Source organism: Mycoplasma sp. Mirounga ES2805-ORL, from assembly GCF_017084445.1.
Taxonomy (GTDB): domain Bacteria; phylum Bacillota_I; class Bacilli_A; order Mycoplasmatales; family Metamycoplasmataceae; genus Mycoplasmopsis.
In genome coordinates, this window is sequence record NZ_CP070947.1 from 135406 (window position 1) to 157436 (window position 22031).

Annotated in this window: 14 protein-coding genes; 8 read left to right on the forward strand and 6 right to left on the reverse strand. The window is 26.4% G+C overall.

Going from position 1 to position 22031, the window contains the following annotated elements:
• The first annotated feature begins 14 nt into the window (after positions 1-14).
• From JXZ90_RS00545 to JXZ90_RS00565, 5 genes are read left to right on the forward strand one after another with little or no spacing between them, the layout of a single operon-like run.
• On the forward strand, positions 15-1379 hold the full coding sequence (locus tag JXZ90_RS00545; RefSeq protein WP_205848459.1) for a glycine--tRNA ligase: 1365 nt from the start codon (positions 15-17) through the stop codon (positions 1377-1379).
• Positions 1380-3290 carry a DNA primase gene (gene dnaG / locus JXZ90_RS00550; RefSeq protein ID WP_205848460.1) on the forward strand — a complete coding sequence of 637 codons (1911 nt, stop codon included), beginning with the start codon at positions 1380-1382 and terminating at the stop codon, positions 3288-3290. It abuts the gene before it with no gap.
• Positions 3280-4776 (forward strand): RNA polymerase sigma factor, encoded by a 1497-nt coding sequence (locus tag JXZ90_RS00555; protein ID WP_205848461.1) that lies wholly within the window; start codon positions 3280-3282, stop codon positions 4774-4776. Before dnaG ends, JXZ90_RS00555 begins: the two co-directional genes overlap by 11 nt.
• Positions 4776-5555 carry a Nif3-like dinuclear metal center hexameric protein gene (locus tag JXZ90_RS00560; protein WP_205848462.1) on the forward strand — a complete coding sequence of 260 codons (780 nt, stop codon included), beginning with the start codon at positions 4776-4778 and terminating at the stop codon, positions 5553-5555. Before JXZ90_RS00555 ends, JXZ90_RS00560 begins: the two co-directional genes overlap by 1 nt.
• Before the next feature lie 36 nt (positions 5556-5591).
• Positions 5592-6080: a dUTP diphosphatase gene (locus tag JXZ90_RS00565; RefSeq protein ID WP_205848463.1), complete on the forward strand. Its 489-nt coding sequence runs from the start codon at positions 5592-5594 to the stop codon at positions 6078-6080.
• Between the two features lie 68 nt (positions 6081-6148).
• On the opposite strand, the gene JXZ90_RS00570 is transcribed toward JXZ90_RS00565, so the two are convergent.
• On the reverse strand, positions 6149-7540 hold the full coding sequence (locus JXZ90_RS00570) for a hypothetical protein (RefSeq protein WP_205848464.1): 1392 nt from the start codon (positions 7538-7540) through the stop codon (positions 6149-6151).
• A gap of 268 nt (positions 7541-7808) precedes the next feature.
• Here JXZ90_RS00570 and JXZ90_RS00575 point away from each other — a divergent pair, with 268 nt between their 5' ends.
• Positions 7809-9113 carry a BMP family ABC transporter substrate-binding protein gene (locus JXZ90_RS00575; protein ID WP_205848465.1) on the forward strand — a complete coding sequence of 435 codons (1305 nt, stop codon included), beginning with the start codon at positions 7809-7811 and terminating at the stop codon, positions 9111-9113.
• Between the two features lie 93 nt (positions 9114-9206).
• Here the strand turns inward: JXZ90_RS00575 and JXZ90_RS00580 are convergent, their stop codons facing one another.
• Genes JXZ90_RS00580 through JXZ90_RS00590 form a run of 3 tightly spaced genes read right to left on the reverse strand, consistent with a single transcriptional unit; the run spans position 9207 to position 13898 of the window.
• The gene (locus JXZ90_RS00580; protein ID WP_205848466.1) at positions 9207-10133 is read right to left on the reverse strand and encodes an ABC transporter permease; all 927 of its coding nucleotides are present in this window, start codon (positions 10131-10133) and stop codon (positions 9207-9209) included.
• Complete coding sequence (locus tag JXZ90_RS00585; protein WP_205848467.1) at positions 10133-11905, reverse strand: ABC transporter permease; 1773 nt, start codon at positions 11903-11905, stop codon at positions 10133-10135. The genes JXZ90_RS00580 and JXZ90_RS00585 overlap by 1 nt, the downstream gene beginning before the upstream one ends.
• Entirely contained in the window at positions 11892-13898 is a 2007-nt protein-coding gene (locus tag JXZ90_RS00590; protein ID WP_205848468.1) for an ABC transporter ATP-binding protein, read from the reverse strand. Before JXZ90_RS00590 ends, JXZ90_RS00585 begins: the two co-directional genes overlap by 14 nt.
• A gap of 284 nt (positions 13899-14182) precedes the next feature.
• On the opposite strand from JXZ90_RS00590, the gene JXZ90_RS00595 reads away from it, so the two are divergent.
• The gene (locus tag JXZ90_RS00595; RefSeq protein ID WP_205848469.1) at positions 14183-17767 is read left to right on the forward strand and encodes a DEAD/DEAH box helicase; all 3585 of its coding nucleotides are present in this window, start codon (positions 14183-14185) and stop codon (positions 17765-17767) included.
• Positions 17768-17814: 47 nt separating this feature from the next.
• Here the strand turns inward: JXZ90_RS00595 and aspS are convergent, their stop codons facing one another.
• Positions 17815-19521, reverse strand: coding sequence for an aspartate--tRNA ligase (gene aspS / locus JXZ90_RS00600; protein WP_205848470.1), 1707 nt, complete (start codon positions 19519-19521; stop codon positions 17815-17817).
• Between the two features lie 41 nt (positions 19522-19562).
• Entirely contained in the window at positions 19563-20858 is a 1296-nt protein-coding gene (gene hisS / locus JXZ90_RS00605) for a histidine--tRNA ligase (RefSeq protein ID WP_205848471.1), read from the reverse strand.
• Positions 20859-21101: 243 nt separating this feature from the next.
• On the opposite strand from hisS, the gene JXZ90_RS00610 reads away from it, so the two are divergent.
• Positions 21102-21917 carry a dimethylarginine dimethylaminohydrolase family protein gene (locus JXZ90_RS00610; protein WP_205848472.1) on the forward strand — a complete coding sequence of 272 codons (816 nt, stop codon included), beginning with the start codon at positions 21102-21104 and terminating at the stop codon, positions 21915-21917.
• The last annotated feature ends 114 nt before the right edge of the window (positions 21918-22031 follow it).

Sequence of the window (22031 nt, forward strand, 5' to 3'; positions counted from 1 at the left end):
TTGGAAATAAATATATGTTAAAAAATGAAGAAAAAGATGTGAATAAAATAATTGCGCACTTAAAAAATTCTGGATTCGTTTTTCAAGGAAGCGAAATTTATGGAGGTTTAGCAAATACTTGGGACTATGGTCCAGTAGGTTCATTATTAAAAGATAATATTGCAAAGGAATGAAAAAAATTTTTTATTTTTAAAGAAGAAAATAATCACCTTATCGATTCAAAAATATTAATGAATCCAAATGTATGAAAAACAAGTGGTCACGTTTCTAACTTTAATGATCCTTTAATTGAAAATAAGGTTAATGGTAAGAGATATCGTGCTGATAAATTAATCGCTGAAATTGATCCAACAATTATTCCTGAAACGCTTTCATTTGAACAAATGAAAGACTTTTTAGTTAAGAACTTAAAAAAATATGAAGGCGATAAAACTGACTGGACTGATATTAAAAAATTTAACTTGATGTTTGAAACGAAGCAAGGCGTTACTGAAGAAAGCAAAAGTTTAATTTATTTAAGACCAGAAACTGCCCAAGGCATTATGGTTAATTTTAAAAATGTTTTACGTGCCACTAGATCTAAATTACCTATGGGTATTGGTCAAGTTGGTAAAAGTTTTAGAAATGAAGTTACACCAGGAAATTTTATATTTAGAACTCGTGAATTTGAACAAATGGAATTGGAAGTATTTTGCTATCCTGACCAAGCAAAAGCAACACATGAATACTATATTCAAAAAGCAGTTGATTTTGTAAAAAAATTAGGTATTAAAGAAAATAATTTCAGAATAAGAGCTCATGATAAAGAAGAATTATCACATTATTCTGATGCAACTAGTGACATTGAATATAAGTTTCCTTTTGGATGAGGGGAACTTTTGGGTATTGCTAACAGAACGAACTTTGATTTAAGATCTCACTCAGAAGCGACTGGAGAAAAATTAGAATATTTAGATCCAATAACAAACGAAAAATTTATACCTTATGTTATTGAACCATCAATGGGTTTAGACAGATTAATGTTTGCAATTATTATTGATGCTTATGACGAAGAACAATTAGATAATGAAACACGTCTTGTGTTAAGATTAGACAAAAAACTAGCACCATACAGAGTTGCAATTTTACCTCTACAAAAGAAATTGAGTGAAGAAGCTAAGAAAATTTATGACTCTTTAATCGAACAAAATATAATTGCTGTTTTTGATGAAACAGGCTCAATTGGTAAACGTTATAGAAGACAAGATTCTATTGGAACTCCTTATTGTATAACATTTGATTTTGATTCATTAGAAGATAATTGTGTGACTATTAGAGATCGTGATTCAATGAAGCAAGAAAGAATTCAAATTAGTAAAATAGGAGACTTTATAAAATAAATGGACAATAAACAAGAAAACAAAAATCAACTAGATGAACTATTAACTAAAGTTGACATAGTTGATATTATTTCTAGTTTTATAACTTTGACTAAAAAAGGTCAAAGTTATCTTTCATTATGTCCATTTCATAATGACTCAAACCCATCTATGCATATAGATCCTAAAAAGCAAATTTATAAATGTTTTGCTTGTGGAGCTGGCGGCAATGTCTTGAAATTTTTAGTTAATTATAAAAAAATTACATATTCAGAAGCCATTAAATATTTGGTTGACAAATATTCATTAGAAGTAGATCCTAGTTTATATTATTCAGCTATTAAAAAACCAAAATATACTGAAGAAGAACTAGAAATATTGGAGCTTATTAAAAAAACCAACTCCTTTTATAAATTGGAACTATTAAAAAACATAAATGTTAGTCAAGAAGTGAAAGCTTTTTGGGATGAAAGAGGCTTAACTAATGACATAGCCAATTTTTTTAATATAGGTTATAGTAGTCAAGGTTTATTTAAAACAATATTTGAAAAAGAATTAAAAGAAAAACCAGATTTATTAGCAAAGGGCGGTTTAATTGAACCTGTAAAATTAAAGGAATTTTTTTATAATAGAATTACTTTTGCAATAACCGATTCTGATAATAATATTGTAGGTTTTAGTGCAAGAACTATTGATAAAAACCTAAAACCCAAATATATAAATAGTCCAGATAATAAATTTTTTCAAAAATCTAAAATTCTCTATAACTACTATAATGCTATAAGCAACTCTCGTGACGATTCAATAATAATAACTGAAGGTTTTTTTGATGTTATTGCTTTATATAAAGCAGGAATTAAGAATAGCGTTTGTCTAATGGGGACAGCTTTAACTATTGAACACTTAAAATTATTAGATAAAAAACATGTTATTTTATTTTTAGATGGCGATGATGCAGGAATAAACGCAACAATTAAATCGCTAGAACTATTAATTAGTCATAATATCAAAACAAGTGTAGTTGTAAATAAATCAAGAAAAGATCCTGATGAAATTTTAAATTCATCTGGTTCAAAATTCTTAATAAGTATGATTAATGAATCTATAAACGGTTTAGATTTTCTTTATAGTTATTTTAAAAATAAATTTAATCTCATATCTATGCAAAATAATTCGCTTGATGCACTTGAAGGATTTAATAAAGATTTTGATGTATTTTTAAAATATACTCCAGATAATATTAAGAATTATTACAAAGAAAAATTTAAAAAAGAATTTACATTTGAGCTACAAGTAAATTCCGAGATTGCAAAAAATATAAGCGTTAGAGAAAATATTAATAGTAATTATGACAATTATTATCCTGAGGAAAATGGCTTTCAATATATGCCTTCAATTCCTAATCAAGAAGATTTTTTGGGTGAGAGTAATTCATATTCAAAACCTTTATTAAAAAAACAAAATAATTCTTCATTTTCGAAACTAGATAAAGTTGATGTTTTATTTTTATATTTGTTAAAACATCCTGATTTAGTATCATTATTTATTGAAAAAGCAAACCAAGATATCTTTGATTCCTTTAGAGTTATGGACAGGGATAAAAAACAAGAAATTAAAAGCGAAATTTTGGAAGCAATTTATAATAATACATTGTATGATAATTTAAATAAGTTTAAAGAGGACTATCAAAAATATGATAATGATTCATATGCTATAATTCTTAATGACTTTTCTTCGGATAGTAATGATAAAGAAATTATAAAGAGTAATTTTGAAGATTTATATATTAATGCATTTAGAGAATTATCAGATAATATATTTAAAAATTTTTATGATAAAAAAGAAATTATTTCTAAAAATGAAAAACTTTATGAAAACAAAAAAGAATTAGCACTAACCATTAAACGCATTAAGGAGAGCCATGACGAATAAAAAAAATAACGACAAAACTGAAAACAATAGTTACAAAGAAATTATAAAAATTCTTGAAAAACAACTTAAAAAGTCTAAAAAAACTATGTTTACACAAAGTGAGTTTTTTGATTTTATGGATAAATTAAAAATAGATGTTGATCCTGATAATGATGAATTTCTTGATATTTTAATTAATCAAAAAATACTTTCACCCGAAACTGATGAAGGTGATTTAGATTCTGTTGATGAAGAAGAAATTGAAAAACAAATTAAAGAACTAAGCAAATCAAAGAAAAAAGCCAATAAAAAAACAGAAGAATCAGATGAAGAAGATTTAGAAATTGATTTCGATGATGATGATTTTGAAGAGGATGAAGAAATCGATCCTGATGATACGGACGATTTAATTGATATCGATAAATATCAAGATAGCATTGAATACAACATCGAAGATGATGATGATTTTGAAAATTCGGATGAGTATGATACTGATACAACTACATTAAGCGCAAAGAAAAAAGGTAATAAAAAATCTGACTCTAGATTAGAATTGATTACTTATGATGATGAGGAAATAGTTCTAGATGATGATTCTCATAAAATCACTAATAAAGCTCTTCGTAATAAATTGACTGAAACCAATGACATTGTTAAATGATACATGCGTTGAATCGGTAAATACGGTAAATTATTAACTCTTGAAGAAGAAAGACATTTAGCTAAAGAAATGGAAAAGGGCGGCTTTAGAGGTAAAAGAGCTAGAGATAAATTAATTAAAAGAAATCTACGTTTAGTTATAAATAATGCCAAAAAATATAAAAACCGCGGATTAAGTTTTATTGACTTGATTTCAGAAGGTAATTCGGGCATTGTTAAGGCTGTTCAAAAATATAATGTAAATAAAGGTTTTAAATTTTCAACATATGCAACATGATGAATCCGTCAAGCAATTACTCGTGCTGTTGCAGACCAAGCAAGAACTATTCGTGTTCCGGTTCATATGGTTGAAACTATTAATAAAATAACTAAAATTGAACGTGAATTACAACAAGAATTAGGTGCTGATCCAACTGATGAACAAATTGCTGAAAGATATGGTCATGGATATAATGCAAAAAAAGTTAGATATATCCGTAAAATCAATATTGATCCAATTTCATTAGACAAGCAAATTGGTAAAGAAAATGATTCAGCTTTTAGTGATTTTGTTAAAGATGAAAGCGTTATTAGTCCTAATGATTATGCAGCAAATGAAGAACTTGTTGAAGTTATGAATAAAATGTTAGAAGAAACATTAGAACGTGATGAGTATGTTTTGATTTGCAAACGTTATGGCGTTGGCCATGATGAAAATGGCAATAGATATAAGATGGCTAGTTTAGAAGAGCTTGCAGAAGATCGTGGTGTATCTAAAGAAAGAATAAGACAAATTGAAAACAAAATTCTTAGAAAACTTAAAAATAGCAGTATTAAAGGTAAAAATCTAAAGGATTTCCTTAAATAATGCAATTAAGACGTTTAACCAAATATTTATTAGAAAAATATCCACTAGAAGATAAAGAAGATTGAGATCCTAGTGGTTTTTCTGTTAAATTTAATCTTTCTGAAAAAATAACTGGAATCGTTGTTGGAATTGATTTAACAAAAGAGGTTCTAGATAAAGCTATAGAAACAAATTCAAATTTAATTATTACTCATCATCCATTTAAGTGAGAAGATGATTGAGAAACTGAAAAAATTAATGCCCCATATAAATTAGATTTTTTAGAAATACTTAAAGAAAAAAGAATCAATGTTTTGTGTTTACATACTAATTTTGATAATCAAGACGATGGGACATCATATCAAATAGTTAAAAGGCTAAAATTAGAATCTAATTTAGTCCCTTTTGATGACAAGTATGCAAAGATAATAAAATGAAATAAAGATATTAAGAGTTTGATAAAACTTTTTAATACTAACTTAAATTTATATCAATTTAGAAGTAATTTTAATGAAGAATGTTTTTTACAAAACAACTATAATATTGGTATATTGGCCGGTTCTGGTCCGATAGATTTAGCTAATAAATTATCTAGCGGCTATGTTGATCTTGTTATAACAAGTGATATTAAATGAAGTGATTGAATTAATTACCGAGAATCAAAATTTAAAATTCTTGAAATCTCTCATTTAGATGAACAAGTTTTTGTTTATAAAATTTATGAAGATTTAGTAAATAAATTTAATAATTTAAAAATATCTACTATTTTTATTGATGAACCATATCATAACGTAAAATAATTTTTCTACCCTGATATAAGGTTTATAATAGTTACTATGAATTTTAGTAGAATATATGAAATGCAAAAAAAATTGGATGCTGCCTATACAATTGATCCTAAGATAACAGAAGACAAAATTGGTTTTTTTCATAAGAGACTTTTAGCATTACTAGTTGAAGTTGGAGAATTTGCTAATGAAATCCAAACATTTAAATATTGAAAAAAACATAAAAATGTGGACATGAAAAAAGTATCCGAAGAATTTGCTGATGTTATGCATTTTCAAACATCACTCGCTTATCGTTTAGGTGCAAGTGAAATTATTGAACCTCTAATATTAGATGAAGACATAAATCTCCAATTAATAAAATATTATAGGTTGATTGTCAACTTAATGGAAGATTTGTCAAAAGAAAAGATAGAAGAAGTGTTGTCTGTTTCAATTGCATTAGCTCATATGGTAGGTATTGATGATCAACAAATTTTTGATAATTATGAAGCTAAAAATAAGATTAATTATGAAAGAATAAGAAATAATTATTAATTTATCTTTATATTATTAAAACTAATAAAAAATACATAGCCTATTTTGACCATGTATTTTTTTATAAATTAAACATTTGAATTTGCAACTGTATCTTTTGCTATAGCGAAGATTTCTTTTGTTAATTTTGGTGTCAATTTATCTACAAATTTTTTAGTACTTTTTCTTATTAGGGATTTCACAAAATCTGGAAGAGAATTAAAATTAGGTATTTTATTTATTTCTTTTTCAATAAGAGCATTAGTTATTTTTTCCGAGATTAATGACGTTAATTTAGTTTCTTTATCTAGATTTTGAGAAACAAAAATTATTAATACAGTTTTTAATTCATTAATGCTTTCCATCATGTTTTGTTTAAATGGTTTTATGTATTTTTGAACAAAACTTTCACCTTGATTATGTTGTTTAATTTGCTCATCAGTTTTTGTACCAGCATTTTGAAAGTCTAGTTTTACATCTTCTACTGTAAAATCTTGGTTCTTAGAATTTTTTGTTTTCATTCATACATTTAAACTTCATCCATGTTTTGTGTTTATATCAAATTTATAGAAATCAATTTTATCTGATAGAGTTAGACTCATTTCGTTTTTTAATAAATCTTTAAGTATTGTCACAATACCATTATATTCAGATTCTTTTCCTTTTGACTTAGCATCTTCTCTAGATATAACTCCTGTAAAATTGCTTGCTCCAGCAGACATAATTTGAGCTCTTAATTTATCAATAAATCAAGATTCTTTAACAAGATAGTTATTTAATAGTTTTTTAAGTTCATCTGCATAGTTATTTAAATCTTCTTGTGTTTCAAATTCTGTAAAGTTGTTTAAAGAATCGATATTGTTTTCAAAAGCTTCTTCAATTTGTTTTGTTGATGCATATTCAAATAATTTCACAAATTGATCTCTTGATATTTTAGCAGTATATTCACCATAACCTATTTCTATGTTATGTTTTTGATATTGATTTTTCGTGTCTTTTCTATATTCTTGCATCTTTGAATAAGAAGATTTTAATTCTTCCATGAATGGATTTGCTTCATTCATCTTAGCATCAAATGTTTTTCCAACTGGTGCTGACGGAATAGCTTCTTTAAAACCTTTTAGAACAAATTCTTTTTGATTACTAATCAAAGTTAAATCTGTTTTATGTTTAATTACATATTTTATTGTTATTTGTTTGTCAACTGTTTTTACAAGTTCTATGATATTTATCACAAAATTATCAGATAATTTTTCATCAGTAATTTTAATTACTATATCATTTTGATTTACAGTATTAATTTTCTTGTTTGATTTATCAATAACGTCAAATGAAACAGCATTATTTGCGTTATTTAAATAATTGATATCAATTTTAGAGCTATTTGTTTCATCTTTTTTTTCGTTATCGCCGCAACTAGCGGTTAGTGCAATTGGTAATACAGAAGGAATTACCAATGAAAATTTCAATATTTTTTTCATAAAAGTCCTTTCAATATTTAAGAGATTTTCAAAATTAATTATATATATATATATATATATATATATATATATATTGAAATATATTTGTCAAAAAAATGAATATTTTAGGTTAATAATGAGTTTATTTTTTTCAATAAAGTAAATTAAATAACTAAAAAAATAGGTATTTTAACTACCTATATATAATTAAGTTAGTATTTTAATTTATTAATAATAGTTAAAATACAATTTATTTTAATAAGTGAGTAAAAGTAAAAAAAGGATGTATATGAAAAAGATTAAAAAAATGTTAATTGGAGCTTCTTTAAGTGCTTCAGCAATTGCACCAGCATTTGCAGTATCATGTGGTAAAGATAGCACCGAAGGAATACAAAGAGACGTATATTTAGTTACCGATACAGGTCATGTTGATGACCAATCATTTAACCAACAAGGTTTTGAAGCGTTAAAAGAAATTATCAAAGGCAGTGATGTTAAGGTAAGTAAAAGATATTCAGAACCTTCAGAAAAAGTTCATGATGGTTACAAAGCAGCTGAAATTAAAGGAATTAAGTATATTATTGCCCCTGGTTTCACCCATATTGGTGCAATGGAAGAATACTGAAAAACTAAAAATGATTCTAAACTTAAGTTTCTTTTAGTTGATGGTTCATACAAAGGCATGAATGGTGAAGGATTTCAAAAACATGGCAAGGATGTAGCTGGTGTTTTATTTAATACAAATGAGTCAGCATTTTTAGTTGGTGTTTATGCAGCTCAATATCTAGTTGAAATTGCTGAAGATAGAACACCATTAGTTTCAGCTTGAGGTGGGGGACAATTCCCTGGAGTCACAAACTTCATAACAGGTTTTATTAATGGTGTTAAATATTATAATGATAATATGTTCGCAACATATGCAACAAAACATGCTGATGCTAAAAAAGTTAAATTCCTTTTAAAAGGTGAATTTAAAGACCAATTTGGAACTAACTTTATTCCAGGAGGAGGAACCTCTTGAGCTCAAACTTTAATTCAAGGTGGAGCAGATATTATTATGCCAGTTGCCGGTAGTCATACAAAAGACTTAGTTGCTCAACTAGCAAGAGAATCAAAAGAGATTCAAAAAAGAGTTAAGGTAATTGGTGTTGATACTGATCAAAAATTAGCATTTAAAGAAAATGAAAAATTCTTCCTAACATCAGTTGAAAAGAACTTGAAAGATGCTTTAATTAAATTGTATATAAAGGTTGAAAAGGAAGCAAATAAAGATAATGCTGAATTTAAATTACCTAAATCTCTTCAAAAATACGAAGTAAATGATGATATTAAAGGTTTTGGAGCAGATACTATTGGTACATGAAAAAATGGTCTAGTTGATTTTTCAGCACCTAGTGAAAAAATTGATCAAGACAAAAACAAAGTTAATAAAGCTAAAGAACTTTATAACAAAATTCATTCAGACGCTACTTTAATTAGTATTGCTACTGGAAATACAAATATGGCTAATGAATGAGATGTTTATGCAGATAAAACAACATCAGCAAAATGGGAAAATAAAATAAAAGAAATTAATACTAATGCTGCTTGATAATTAGAGCTATATAAAATTAGTAATATTAAAAGGTACATAATCAAAACGTTATGCACCTTTTTTATAATGGTTATTTTAATTGTTTTTATTATTCTATCTACCTTTATTAACAAATGGTATTCCAAGATATTTTGGTGCTTTAGAATTTTTCTGTGTGAAAGCAAGAATTACTATAGTTACTACATAAGGTATCATTTGGAATAAATCACTTGGTATGATTGTTGAAAATGGTGTAAGTAATATTTTGCTTGAGAATATATAAAGTGGTCCAAATACTAATGAAGAGAGGATTATATATGTTGGTCTTCATTGACCAAAAATTACCATAGCAACCGCTAGAAAGCCTATTCCGTAGGTATTACCAACAAATAATCCTGAATCATTTTGAAAAAAGATAGCGCCTGCAATACCCGTTAAAAATGATGAGATCAAAACAGCTATATATCTAGTTCTAACAACATTTATACCTAGTGATGAAGCTGCATCAGGATTTTCTCCACAGGTTTTTATTTTAATTCCTAGCTTAGTTTTATTCAACATAACCACAATTGAAGGAATTAATATTAGAGAAATCAAGACACCAATGTTAAAAATCTTTAATAAGTCTCTTTGATGACTTCCAAAAGACCAAAGTTCTGAAAACATACTAATATATTGAGTTGATGTTTCATATCCTGGGTTTATTTTTGAAACTATTGCAAAAGCTGTTACGGCAAGAGCTAAGGTATTTAAGGCAATCCCTGCTATTGTTTGGTTAGCTTTCAAAGTAATAGTAACAAATGCATATAATAATCCAAATAGCATAGGAATAAATCCAGATATTAGGATAAGTCATACTTGATGTGTAAGAGAGTCATTTCTAAAGTAATGAGACATAATACTATAATTTAAACCACCAAGGATTATAAATGCTTCAATTGAAAGATTAATAATTCCTGAACGTTCTATTATTGAACCTGAGATGGCTGCTAAGGCAAGAACTAATGAAAAAGTTACTGAAGCAATTATGATAATTTCCATTATTTACCTCCTTTAGCAGTAGATGAGGATCTGTTAATTCATAGTTCTAATTCTTTATTCTTAATTAAGTTATTAAATTCTTTTTTGGTTTCTTTATAGTCAAGATTTTTTTCTTTAAGTTCTTGAATTTTTGTATCTCTTTCTTTTTTAAGTTCTTGAATTTCTTTCGCTCTCCAACTATATATCTTGGCAAAAACATGTTTGTTTCTATTGTCATTATATTTTTGAATTGCTTCATTTTTAAATAATTTATAGTTGCTTTTCAAGGTATTAGTATTTGATTTATATTTAATTTTTTCAGTTTCTAAGTAGTCAATATTAAATATTTTGATATCGTCAATTAATTTATTTAATAAATCTCTTTTTTGAACTGATAAATCGCTAAGTGAGGAAATTTTGTTTTCTTTAAATTGCTGGTTAATCGAATTTAGAGCATTCTTATATTCAATTAAAATGTGTTTTTTAATTCCTTTGTGGTAATTAACTTTTTTAGCTAATTCAAATTCTGACATCTCAGTATTTTTACTACGTTCACTATCAAAATTTAATTTTGCTTGCTTTTGTTCAACTAAATATTTTGATTTATTATTTTTATAGTCTAGTTTGAGTTCTTTTAATTTATTGTTTAATATATTTTTTTCTTTTTCAATAGATTTTATCTTGCGAGAAAGTATTGATTCTTTTAATCATTTATATGGTTTTACATTAACTAAAATTGGAGCAATTGAGGCTGTAAATATAACAATTCCAATTGCAAGGCCAAATGTTTCTCTACTCATCCCTGCTATTCCATATGCGAATCCTGAACCTTTTTTAAATGTTCCATAGAAGATTCCGGCCGGAATAGATCCTAATGGAGATGAAAAAGAAAGTAAAGTTACAGTTATTGCTTCAAAGCCAAACATTTCAAGATTTCTTAATTCAGGCATTTTCCCTTCTGAAATAGCGTATAAGAAATATCCTCCAAGCCCGGCTAATGCTCCTGATATTAACATTGAATATATAGTAGTCATTTTGTTATTTATACCTGAGTATTTGGCGGCATTAGTATTAAGACCATTCATTTTCATTGAAAAACCAAGCTTAGTAAATTTAAAGATAAAGGCTAAAAGTAACATTATGGCTATTGAAATAAATAATACAAATCATATTTCATTAATATTAGCTAAATCTAATTTATATGTTTCCGGCATTGGTTTTGAATCAGTTATTCCGCCCCAAAATGTTCTCATTCTAAAAACATGTTTAAGACCATAAAAAGTTATTCAGTTAAGCATTATAGTAGTTATAACTTCATGCACATTAGCAAAAGCCTTTAAAAATCCGGCAATACCTGCTAATATTGCTCCTAAAAGAGCGCTTATTATCATTAGAATAAAAACTCATAAAAATCTAGGTATTTGAGGCGCTGGTTGTAATATACCTATCATAATGGCAACACCACCGCCTAACATCATTTGTCCTGAGGCGCCAATATTAAATAGTCCTGTTTTGAAGCTGACTCCAACTCCACCACCAACTAATATAAATATCGCTATATAAATTAATGTACGTGATAAATCTGCTTCAAAAGGAAGAATAAATAATCCTCTAAATGCTTCACCTATTAAAGCATCTTTTTCAATAACATCAAGTAGCATCGGAAGAATAGATATTATTAATCCTAATGCTATTGCAAAAATTGAACCTTTTATTTTTTGTAGTGAGGAATTAATTCCATCACTTCTTAAAAACTTAAGAGTTTTAACACCGAAATTATTAATTTTGTTCATTATTTACCTTTCTTGCCATTAATTCTCCTAGTTTTTCTCTTGTGATTTGTTCTTTTGTTAATGTTCCGGTGTTTTCGCCGGAGTTTAGAACAATAACGCGGTCAGCTAATGACATTATTTCATCAATTTCGTAACTAATTAATAGAATAGCTTTATTTTGTTTTTTTGCATTTAGGATATTTTTATGGATATTGTTGATAGCTCCAACATCTAATCCTCTAGTTGGTTGAGCTATGATAATTAACTCACTAGTTTTTGACAATTCACGGCCAACAATAAATTTTTGTTGATTACCACCAGAAAGTCCTCTCGCTAATGATTTTCCACCATTACTTGATCTAACATCAAAATGTTTAATTATTTGATTAGAGAAGTTGGCAATGTTTTTATATGAAATTATTCCAAATTTACTATATGGACTTTCTCCCAATATTTGAGATACTGAATTTTCTTCTAGATTAAGATCAAGTACCAAACCATGTAAATGTCTATCTTCAGGTATATGAGCAACACCTAATGTATATTTTGAAGCTATATTAGTTTTGGATAAATCGTACCAATCCTCAAATTCATTAATTTTTTCGACAATATGTTTTTTTGAAACCTTTGTATATTTTTTATAGTTTTTAATATCAAGATATTTGTTGGATGTTTTTGACTCAATAATAAATTTGTTATATTCTTTAACTAAACTTGATATATAACTGTTTAATTTATCTATTTGACTGATAAAACTTTCATTATCTTGATTTAGTAAGTCAATGACAGGATTGTAGAATGAGTAAAAATCTCGAACTGTATTGTTAATATTGCTTTCGTCTGTATTAGTATTTTTTATTTTCATCTTTTTAGAGTCATTTTTATATTTTGAATTTTTTACAAATTCTAAGTACTTACTCTTCAAGCTATTTTTTATTTCTGGATATTTATCACTATTATTTAAGTTTTTAATGTATTTTAATACATTTTTGAATCTACCATCAACCGTCTTAATTAACTCATGAAAGATATTGTGAACATTATTCTTTTTATTAATTCTTAATAATATTTTTCCTGATTTGATTGGTGATAGTCCTGCTATTGAATTAATAAGTTCACTTTGACCGTTTCCTTCAACACCGGCAACACCAACAATTTCACCTGCTTTAATGTCCATTGAAAAGTTTTTGAGACCTAAAACATTTTTATATCCTTGTTTATTTACGTTTAGTTTTTCAATTTTAAATACAACATCATTTTTATTATCAACAAATGAGTTCTTAATTTCTTTTAGATCAGCACCAACCATTAGTTTAGATAGTTCTTTGTGTGTTATATCTTTTATATTTACATCTGCTATAAATTTGCCTAGTCTAATAATTGTTCCTGTATCAGCTACTTGTTTAAGTTCATCTAGTTTGTGGGTGATTATAATGATAGTTTTGCCTTTGTTTTTTAAATCAATTAAAGCTTTAAGAAATTGGTCAATTTGTTCTGGTGATAAAACAGCTGTCGGTTCATCAAAAATAAGTATTTCTGAATCTCTATAAAGCATTTTTAATATTTCAACTCTTTGCTGTTCAGCAACAGTACAGTTTCTTATTTTTTTCTTTAGGTCAATATGGAAGTTATATTTATCCATTATTTCTTTAATTTTTTTAATAGCATTTTTGTTCGTTACAAACGTTCTAGCTATTGTATCTTCATTATTTAAAACAATATTTTGAAGAACAGTAAAGTCATCAATTAGTTTAAAGTGCTGATGAACCATACCTATTCCTAGCATATTAGCTTTAAGGGGTGAATCAATTTTAACTGGATTATTTTTTATTAAAATCTCACCACTTGTTGGGGTATATAATCCAAATAAAATAGACATAAGCGTACTCTTTCCTGCTCCATTTTCTCCAATTAGAGCATGAATCGTATTTTCCTTAACTTTGAATGTGATATTATCATTAGCTTTAAAAGTCCCGAAAACTTTTGTAATATTTCTCATTTCAACTGCATTCATACTATTAAATCTCCTTATTGCATAGCCGTTAAGCCTATTTAATAATAATTATTATTAATAGAAACTCATTATATTAAATATATTAGAATTACTTATATTAAATAACTTAAAAGACCCTTAAATTAGCAAAATGTGGAATATAAATTTAGATTTAAATTTTTTTTGACTAGAGAATTTACTTTTTAGTTATTGCAAGTACAAAAAATAGTACAAATAATTTTTAATTCCTTATAATTATAAAAGTAGTTTTATTGCTATTTATTGCTAATTTTTTAGGAGTTGAAATGAAAAACCAAATAGATAAAAAGTATCAAAGTATATTAAGTAATTTGCTAGATATTTCACCTAATGATAAAGCAGTCTTTACAAGAGTAAATAATAATAACTCTTTTGATTTTTATAATTTATTTGGCCCTGAAGTTTTTTCGTTTATTTACGAAAAAAAAGATTTTGATATTCCTATTTTAGAAGTTAATTTATTAAAAGTTATTAAAGATCTAGAACAAATAAATGATGCAAATGAATTTAAACAATATATTATGGATAATAATTTTGAGATAGCTGATTATAAAATTCGTCAACTCGACAAAAATTTTGCATCTGTTAAGGAAAAATTTATAGAAGAAATTAAATTAAATTTCCAAAAGCAAAATCTAAAGTGAAAATTATTTATTAATAAAGCAAAGACAATTAATGAAGAAACAAATATTTGACCAATGCATTTAGGATTTTATTTTGTTAGATTAGTTAATGACGGTAAGTCAATTTACGCTCCGTTGTTTTTAAAAGAAGTTTACATCGAATTAAGAAATGGACGACCATTCTTAGTTTCGAATGGCGACATTAAAATAAATGAAAAAGTACAATTTATTTTAAATAATTCGGGATTTGACATAAACATAGATGATGATTATGGTTCGTGATCTATTAAAAAACTAGTTTCTTACTTATATGATAATTGAAAAGATATTTTTGATTTAAATTTCAACATTAACCAACCATTTGAAAATGTTGAACCAGAAGGTATAAAGAATAGTTCAATTCAATTTAAAGGTGGAGTTGTTTTAGGTTTATTTCAACCTTCAGGTGGCTATGTTAGAAATAGAATGCTTGAAATTATTAACAATAATGAAATAAACAAAATTTTAGATATTGAATTTAATAAAAACATTTATAAAAACAAAGTCAAAAATACCATATTTAATCCCAAAACAAGTATTTTCAAGATCACACCAACTAATTTAAGTCAAGATAAAGCCATAGCTAGTTCTTTAAATCAAAATACAATAATTTGAGGTCCTCCAGGTACTGGTAAGTCACAAACTATTGTAAATATTTTGACTAATCTACTTGTATTTGGCAAAACTTCATTAGTTTGTTCACAAAAGAAGGCAGCTTTAGAAGTTATCAAAAACAGAATGCAAGATCTAAGTATTTTTTGTTTATTTATGTTGAACAGTAGAAACATGAATAAAAAGAATTTCTATTTACCATTAAGAGACTATTTAGATTTTTTAGAAAATTATGATTCAAAGGCTGATTTAAGACCACAAAGAATTTTAAGAAAAAAAGAAATTGAGTTCGTTAATAATATTGAATCATTAAGTTCAGATTTAAGATTTGAAAAAGCTGTTAAACTAATTAGCAACTTTAAAGAAAACTTTAATGAATTAAATAGTAATTTTTGAGCAAAAGCAAGATTATTAAATTCTAATCTAGTGTATCCAAAACAACTTAATTTTTCTAGTGAAAAAGATATTACTAAACAAATGTTAAAACTAAATAAAGTCTATGGAAAAATTTGGAATCCAAAAAATTATAAAGTTAAGAAAGTCTCATCAATTATTTTTAATTCATTTAAGAATTTTTATGGTGATTTAAACATTGTGTTACCCTTAATTGACGACTTAAAAGAAGCAGATTTTGGTTATGTTGAGTCATTATTAAAAATAATTCCTAATGAAAACGGAAGCTTAACAAGCAATATTTTAGAATTAAAAAAATTTATAGCTGAAAGAATTATTGAGAAAGTTAATAAATTTACAGAACAAGAAAAAGAAGATTATCAAGAATTTGCTGCAACAATTAGATTAGCTACTCTAGAACCTTATAAATTTATTAAGAAATTTCCGAATATAATAAAAAAACTATTTCCGATTATTATAGTTACCCCTGAAGCGGACCTTTCAGAATGGAAAAAGAAAGAATTTGATTATGCAATTTTAGATGAATCTAGTCAAATATTTTTAGAAAAAGGTCTCCCCGTTTTATATTTAGCAAAAATTAAAATTTTAGCCGGAGATGATCAACAAATGAAACCAAGCAATTGATTCGGGTCGCGTTTGAGTGATGATGAGTCAATTTATGGCAAGGTAGATAGTTTATTAGATTTTGCAAAAGGAATAGGCGTTTACAATGTGCTTTTAGATAAGAACTATCGTTCGAATTATGCTGCACTAATGACATTTAGTTCAAAGAATTTTTATAATTCTAATTTAGATATTATAGATTCTGCTAGTGATATTACTGATTATAGTCCAATTGATGTTTATGAAGTTAATGGTAAATGAGAAGATAATAAAAATGAACTTGAAGCACAATTAGCCATTAAACTGGCTAAAGATAATTTAGTTAAATACAATAAAATTATTTTGCTTTGCTTTAATGCTAAACAACAAGACTACATCACAAATGAAATATTTAAAAAACATCCGAAATTAGAAAACGCAGTAAATAATAATTTATTACTATTAAGAAATATAGAAAACATACAAGGGGATGAAGCAGATTTAGTTATTGTATCTGTAGCTTATGACAAATCAGTTTCAATTTACTCAACTTATGTTGGTCGCCCAGGTGGTAAAAATGCGTTAAACGTTGCTATTAGTAGGGCAAAAGATAAAATGATTGTAGTTAAAAGTCTAAAAGCGGAAGATTTGACAATTAATACAAGTAACGATGACTCTTTAATCTTTAAAAAATGATTAAAATTCTTAGAATTAGATAAAAACGATAAACAAAACTTCTTAAATTTAGAAAACCAATTCATTTCCAAAATTAATCCGCATAATTCCAATGAAGACATAAAAAATGATTCTAATTTTAAAAATGAAATTAAAAATTATTTAACTAGTTTATTAAAAGATAAACCATTCTTAGAATTAGTAGAAAACGAAAATTTAGGTACTGTCTTGGTTGACTTTTCGATAAAAAGAAGTGGTACAAATATCTTTAGTATTATTGTTGATGACTACAACTATTCTAATAATGTTGAAGAATATGTTAGACAAAAGGATTTAATTAAGTTTATTAAATCAAAAAAATATGAAATATATTGATTAGATAGAATTAATTGAGAATTTAATAAGAGTGAAATTGAATTATTAATTCATTCATTACGTGAAGTTTCAAACGAAAAAACCATTATTCAAACTTTAGATATACCTACGCATCAATTGGAAAATATAATGGGAGATGAATCTAAATTAAATGAAATTAAGAAACAAATTAAAGAGCAAGAAAAGAGTTTAAAAGATAAAAATATTGAATACCAAACTTCTGACCAAAGTAGCTTTATTAATGTTAATTCCAATATAGATCAAAACGATAATTTAGAAGATGATTTTAATTCAACAATAACAACATATGTTATTGATAAGAATCAGTCTAATGATTATATAGAAAATGTATATCCAGAAATTGATAGCGACAATTCTACTGAAAATATTTTATCAAATAATGAAAATTATTTAGAAAGACCTGTTTTAAAAATAGCTTCATTTGAAGAAACTAAAAAACAATGGGAAGACACATTAACAACTGAAGCTGTAATACTTGATACAAACCAATTGCAAAATAAAGAACAATAGTCAATTAAAATAGCAAAGATTTTAGCCTTGCTATTTTTTATACATTTTTATTTTTCATCTATTTTAATGTGGATTTCGGCAAGTTGTTCGCTTGTTAAAGCACTTGGAGCCTTAGTAAATAAATCTTGATTTTTTGAGTTTTTTGGAAACGCAATAACATCTCTAATTGACTTTTCTCCAGCAATAATCATAGCTAGTCTATCAAGTCCTAATCCAATACCACAATGAGGAGGCAACCCATAATCAAAAGCTTTTAAAAATCAACCAAATTTATCCTCTTGTTGTTTTTTTGTTAAACCAATGAAATCGAACATTTTTTCTTGGGTCTTTTTGTCATAAATTCTAGCAGAACCTGATCCTAATTCAAATCCATTTAATACTAGGTCATATGATTTAGCCATTATTTTTTCATATGGTAATTTTTCTAATTCATCTATTTTATGGTCAAATTGTGTAAATGGATGGTGAGCAGCCTGTCACTTATTTGTTTCTTCGTCCAATTCAAACATAGGCCAATCTGTAATTCATAAAAATTCATAATCTGTGTTAGGCTTATTAAATTTATAATTAATTTCGTTTCTAACTGCGCCTAAGGAAGTTGATGCATTTAAGTAACTATTAGCAACAATGAAATATGTGCCTTCTTTATTATTATTTTCTTTAACTAATCTTAATGATTCTTCTTTAACCTTATTAGCAAAGTTTGTAAGTTTAATTTCATTATTTTCATATACAAAATAAAAAAGAATATTTGCTTTGTTTTTTAATGCAATTTCTTCTAGATTCTTAAAATCTGCCCTGCTTATTTTATTTTCAAAAAATAATAATCTTTTAGAAGCTGCATTTTTAATAATGTCAAAGTTTGTTTCATTGCAGAAATTATCTATGTCTACAATTTTATTATCGAATCTAATATCTGGTTTATCGTTACCGTAATCTCTTATTGAATCGAAATACTTAATTCTTTTAAATGGAGCTTTTAGCTTCTTAATTTTCAATTTATTAAATACATGAATAAACATTTTTTCAATTATTTTTTGGAATTCTTCAACTTTTAAAAATGAAGCCTCGATATCTAATTGAGTAAATTCTGGTTGTCTATCTTTACGACTATCTTCATCCCTGAAGCAACGAGCTAATTGATAATATCTTTCAAATCCAGAAGCCATTAGTAATTGCTTAAATAGTTGTGGACTTTGAGGTAGTGCTCAAAATTCATTTTTATTTCTTGTAGGAACTACAAAGTCTCTAGCGCCTTCTGGAGTACTTTTTGCTAGCATTGGTGTTTCAATTTCTAAGAAATCATTTTCATTCATAAATTCCCTAAGTGCAAACATTAATTTACTTTTCATTATTATGTTTTGTTGCATTTTAGGTCTACGCAAATCCAAAAATCTAGTTTCAAATCTAATTTCTTCTTTTGTATCAATATCATCTCTTATTGAAAATGGTAATTCTTCTTTAGATTCATTAAATACTTCAATTTTGTTTATTAAAACTTCAATTTTTCCTGTTTTAAGTTGTGTATTTTCTTGTTTTCTTTTTAAAACTGTGCCCTTTATTTGAACACAACTTTCTTTATTTATTTTTAAATCGCCTTGGTAAATACATTGAACTATTCCAGTTTTATCTCTTAAATCAATAAATGTTATATTTCCAAAACGTCTTTTATTTGCAATCCATCCATGTAAAGTCACTTTCTTATTAACATCTTTTAAAGAAAGATCAGCATTATAAATTTTTCTACTTTCCATATTACCTCATTTTATTAATATTTTAACTTTTGGTATTAACTCTATTCTTCTATTTCTTCAATTAATGATTCATCTATTATTCCATTTTCTTCAAGAAACATCATTAAATCTATAAATCCATCTTCTGTGTAAGCAAACACAATTTTTTTATCATTCAAAATTTTGCAAACAAATGTGTTTTGTTCATTAAACTTATCATCAAATATAACACACGATGCATTAAGCTTCTCAGCCTTATCGAATATTTTTTTAGACTTTATTGCATCATTTATAAATTCAACTTTAATATTGTAGTTTCTTAACTCATTTGCTAAGCTAAAAAGTTTTATTTTATTTTCCTCTTGAGTTGAAGCTATTAAAATATCAACACCATAATTTTCATCTTCACCATTTTCTTCAATAATAATGTCCATGCAGCGATCAATTCCAAATCCAAAACCTGAAGCACCGATTTTAGGGCCGCCTAATTCTTGAATAAGACTTGAGTATCTACCTCCTCCTATTAAAGTTGACTGGCTGCCTGATCCTTGACTGGTACTTACAAATTCGAAAACTAATTGGTCATAGTAGTCTAAACCTCTAACTAATGAATAATCAATTTGATATTTGATATTTAATTCGTCTAATAATTTAGTAACTTCTTCGAAATATTTTTTGCTTTCATCTGATAAATAATCTTTAATTTTAGGAGCTTTTTTTAGGAAATCTTTTTTTCCATCTATTTTATCATCTAAGATTCTTAAAACATTTTTATCTAATCTTTCTTGACTTAATGTTGTTAATTCATCCTTATAATCTAATAAGTATTCTCTTAAAGCATCTTCATATTTTTTTCTAGATTCTATATCTCCAATTGAATTTATTTTTAAAATATATTTCATATCTAGGATTTTTAAGATGTTGTTAGCTAAAGAAATTAATTCACAATCTAAATATGGATTACTATCTCCGATAATCTCTACACCCGCTTGATAAAATTGACGATATCTCCCTTTTTGTGGTTGCTCATATCTAAACATAGGCCCAAAATAAGCGAATTTATTATTTTTTGAAGCATATCATTTATTTTCAACTAAAGCGCGAACAAAACCCGCTGTTCCTTCTGGTCTTAAAGCTATTGCTCTTTTGCCCTTGTCTTCAAATTCATACATTTCTTTTTTTACTATATCACTACCTGCAACACTTCTTTTATATAGCTCTGCAGCTTCAATAATTGGTGTTTCAATTAAATCAACATTATATGCATTGCACTGTGAGATAAAAACTTTTTTTATAGTATCGAGCAACCTAAATTCTGATGGTTGATAGTCTCTTGTACCTTTGATTTTATTTATCATAGCATTTCCCTTCATGATTTTTTAATAAATTAAATATACTTAATATTTTACATTCTATTTATTTATATCAATCATTTAATTTAATTTAAATAGCCAAACATAAAATGGAATTACTTATTGTGGTTTTTAAATGATATTTTTACCAAAATAATACATTTTATTTGCCATTATGCTTATTTTCAAAAAAGAAAAATAATAAAATAATTATAGAGATAAAATCTCTAAATTAGATCAAGGAGTAATATGGCAGTATTAAAAAAATTTAAAAACATTATTGTTAGAACCCCTGCAAGTAGCATGGTTAATGGAATTTCATCAGGTTTATACAATCAAACACCTGTTGACTACGAATTAGCCAAAAAGCAACATTTGGCATATATTGAAGCTTTAAAAGAAGCTGGATTAGAAGTTTTTGTTGCTGATAAATTAGAAGATTTCCCAGATTCATGTTTTGTGGAAGATGCAGCAGTTATTGTGCCCGGACGTGAATTAGCTATTTTAACTAATCCGGGAGCATCTACGCGTAACGGTGAAAAAGAATTTATGTTACCTATACTTAAAAAGTTTTTCCCAGATGAAAAAATTAAAAAAATTGAATCACCTGGTACATTAGATGGTGGTGATGTTATGATGGTTGGAGACACCTATTTTGTAGGTATGTCTGAAAGAACTAATGATGAAGGAATTAGACAATTTCACAATATTTTAGCTAAAATTGGTAAAAAAGTTGTACCTGTTCCTATGACTGAAATGTTGCACTTAAAAACTGGTGTTAACTACTTAGAACACAATAACTTATTAATTTCAGGAGAATTTTTAGAATATCCTACATTTAAAGATTTTAATCAAGTTGTGGTTGATGCGCCAGGTGAAGAATATGCAGCAAACTGTATTTGAGTTAATGATACAGTTATCGTTCCAAAAGGATATCCAACAATTTTAGCAAAAGTAAAATCACTTAAAAAATCTGACGGAAAACCTTATAAAGTAGTTGAATGTGACACATCTGAATATAAAAAATTAGATGGCGGATTAAGTTGTTTATCATTAAGATTTTAATGTTTATTAATAATATTTAGAAGAATTGGCTTTTTTCAGCTAATTCTTTTTTAAATTATTTTTTAAAAACATATAAATTTCTTTCCAATATTGCATTTTCATAGTTAAATAGCA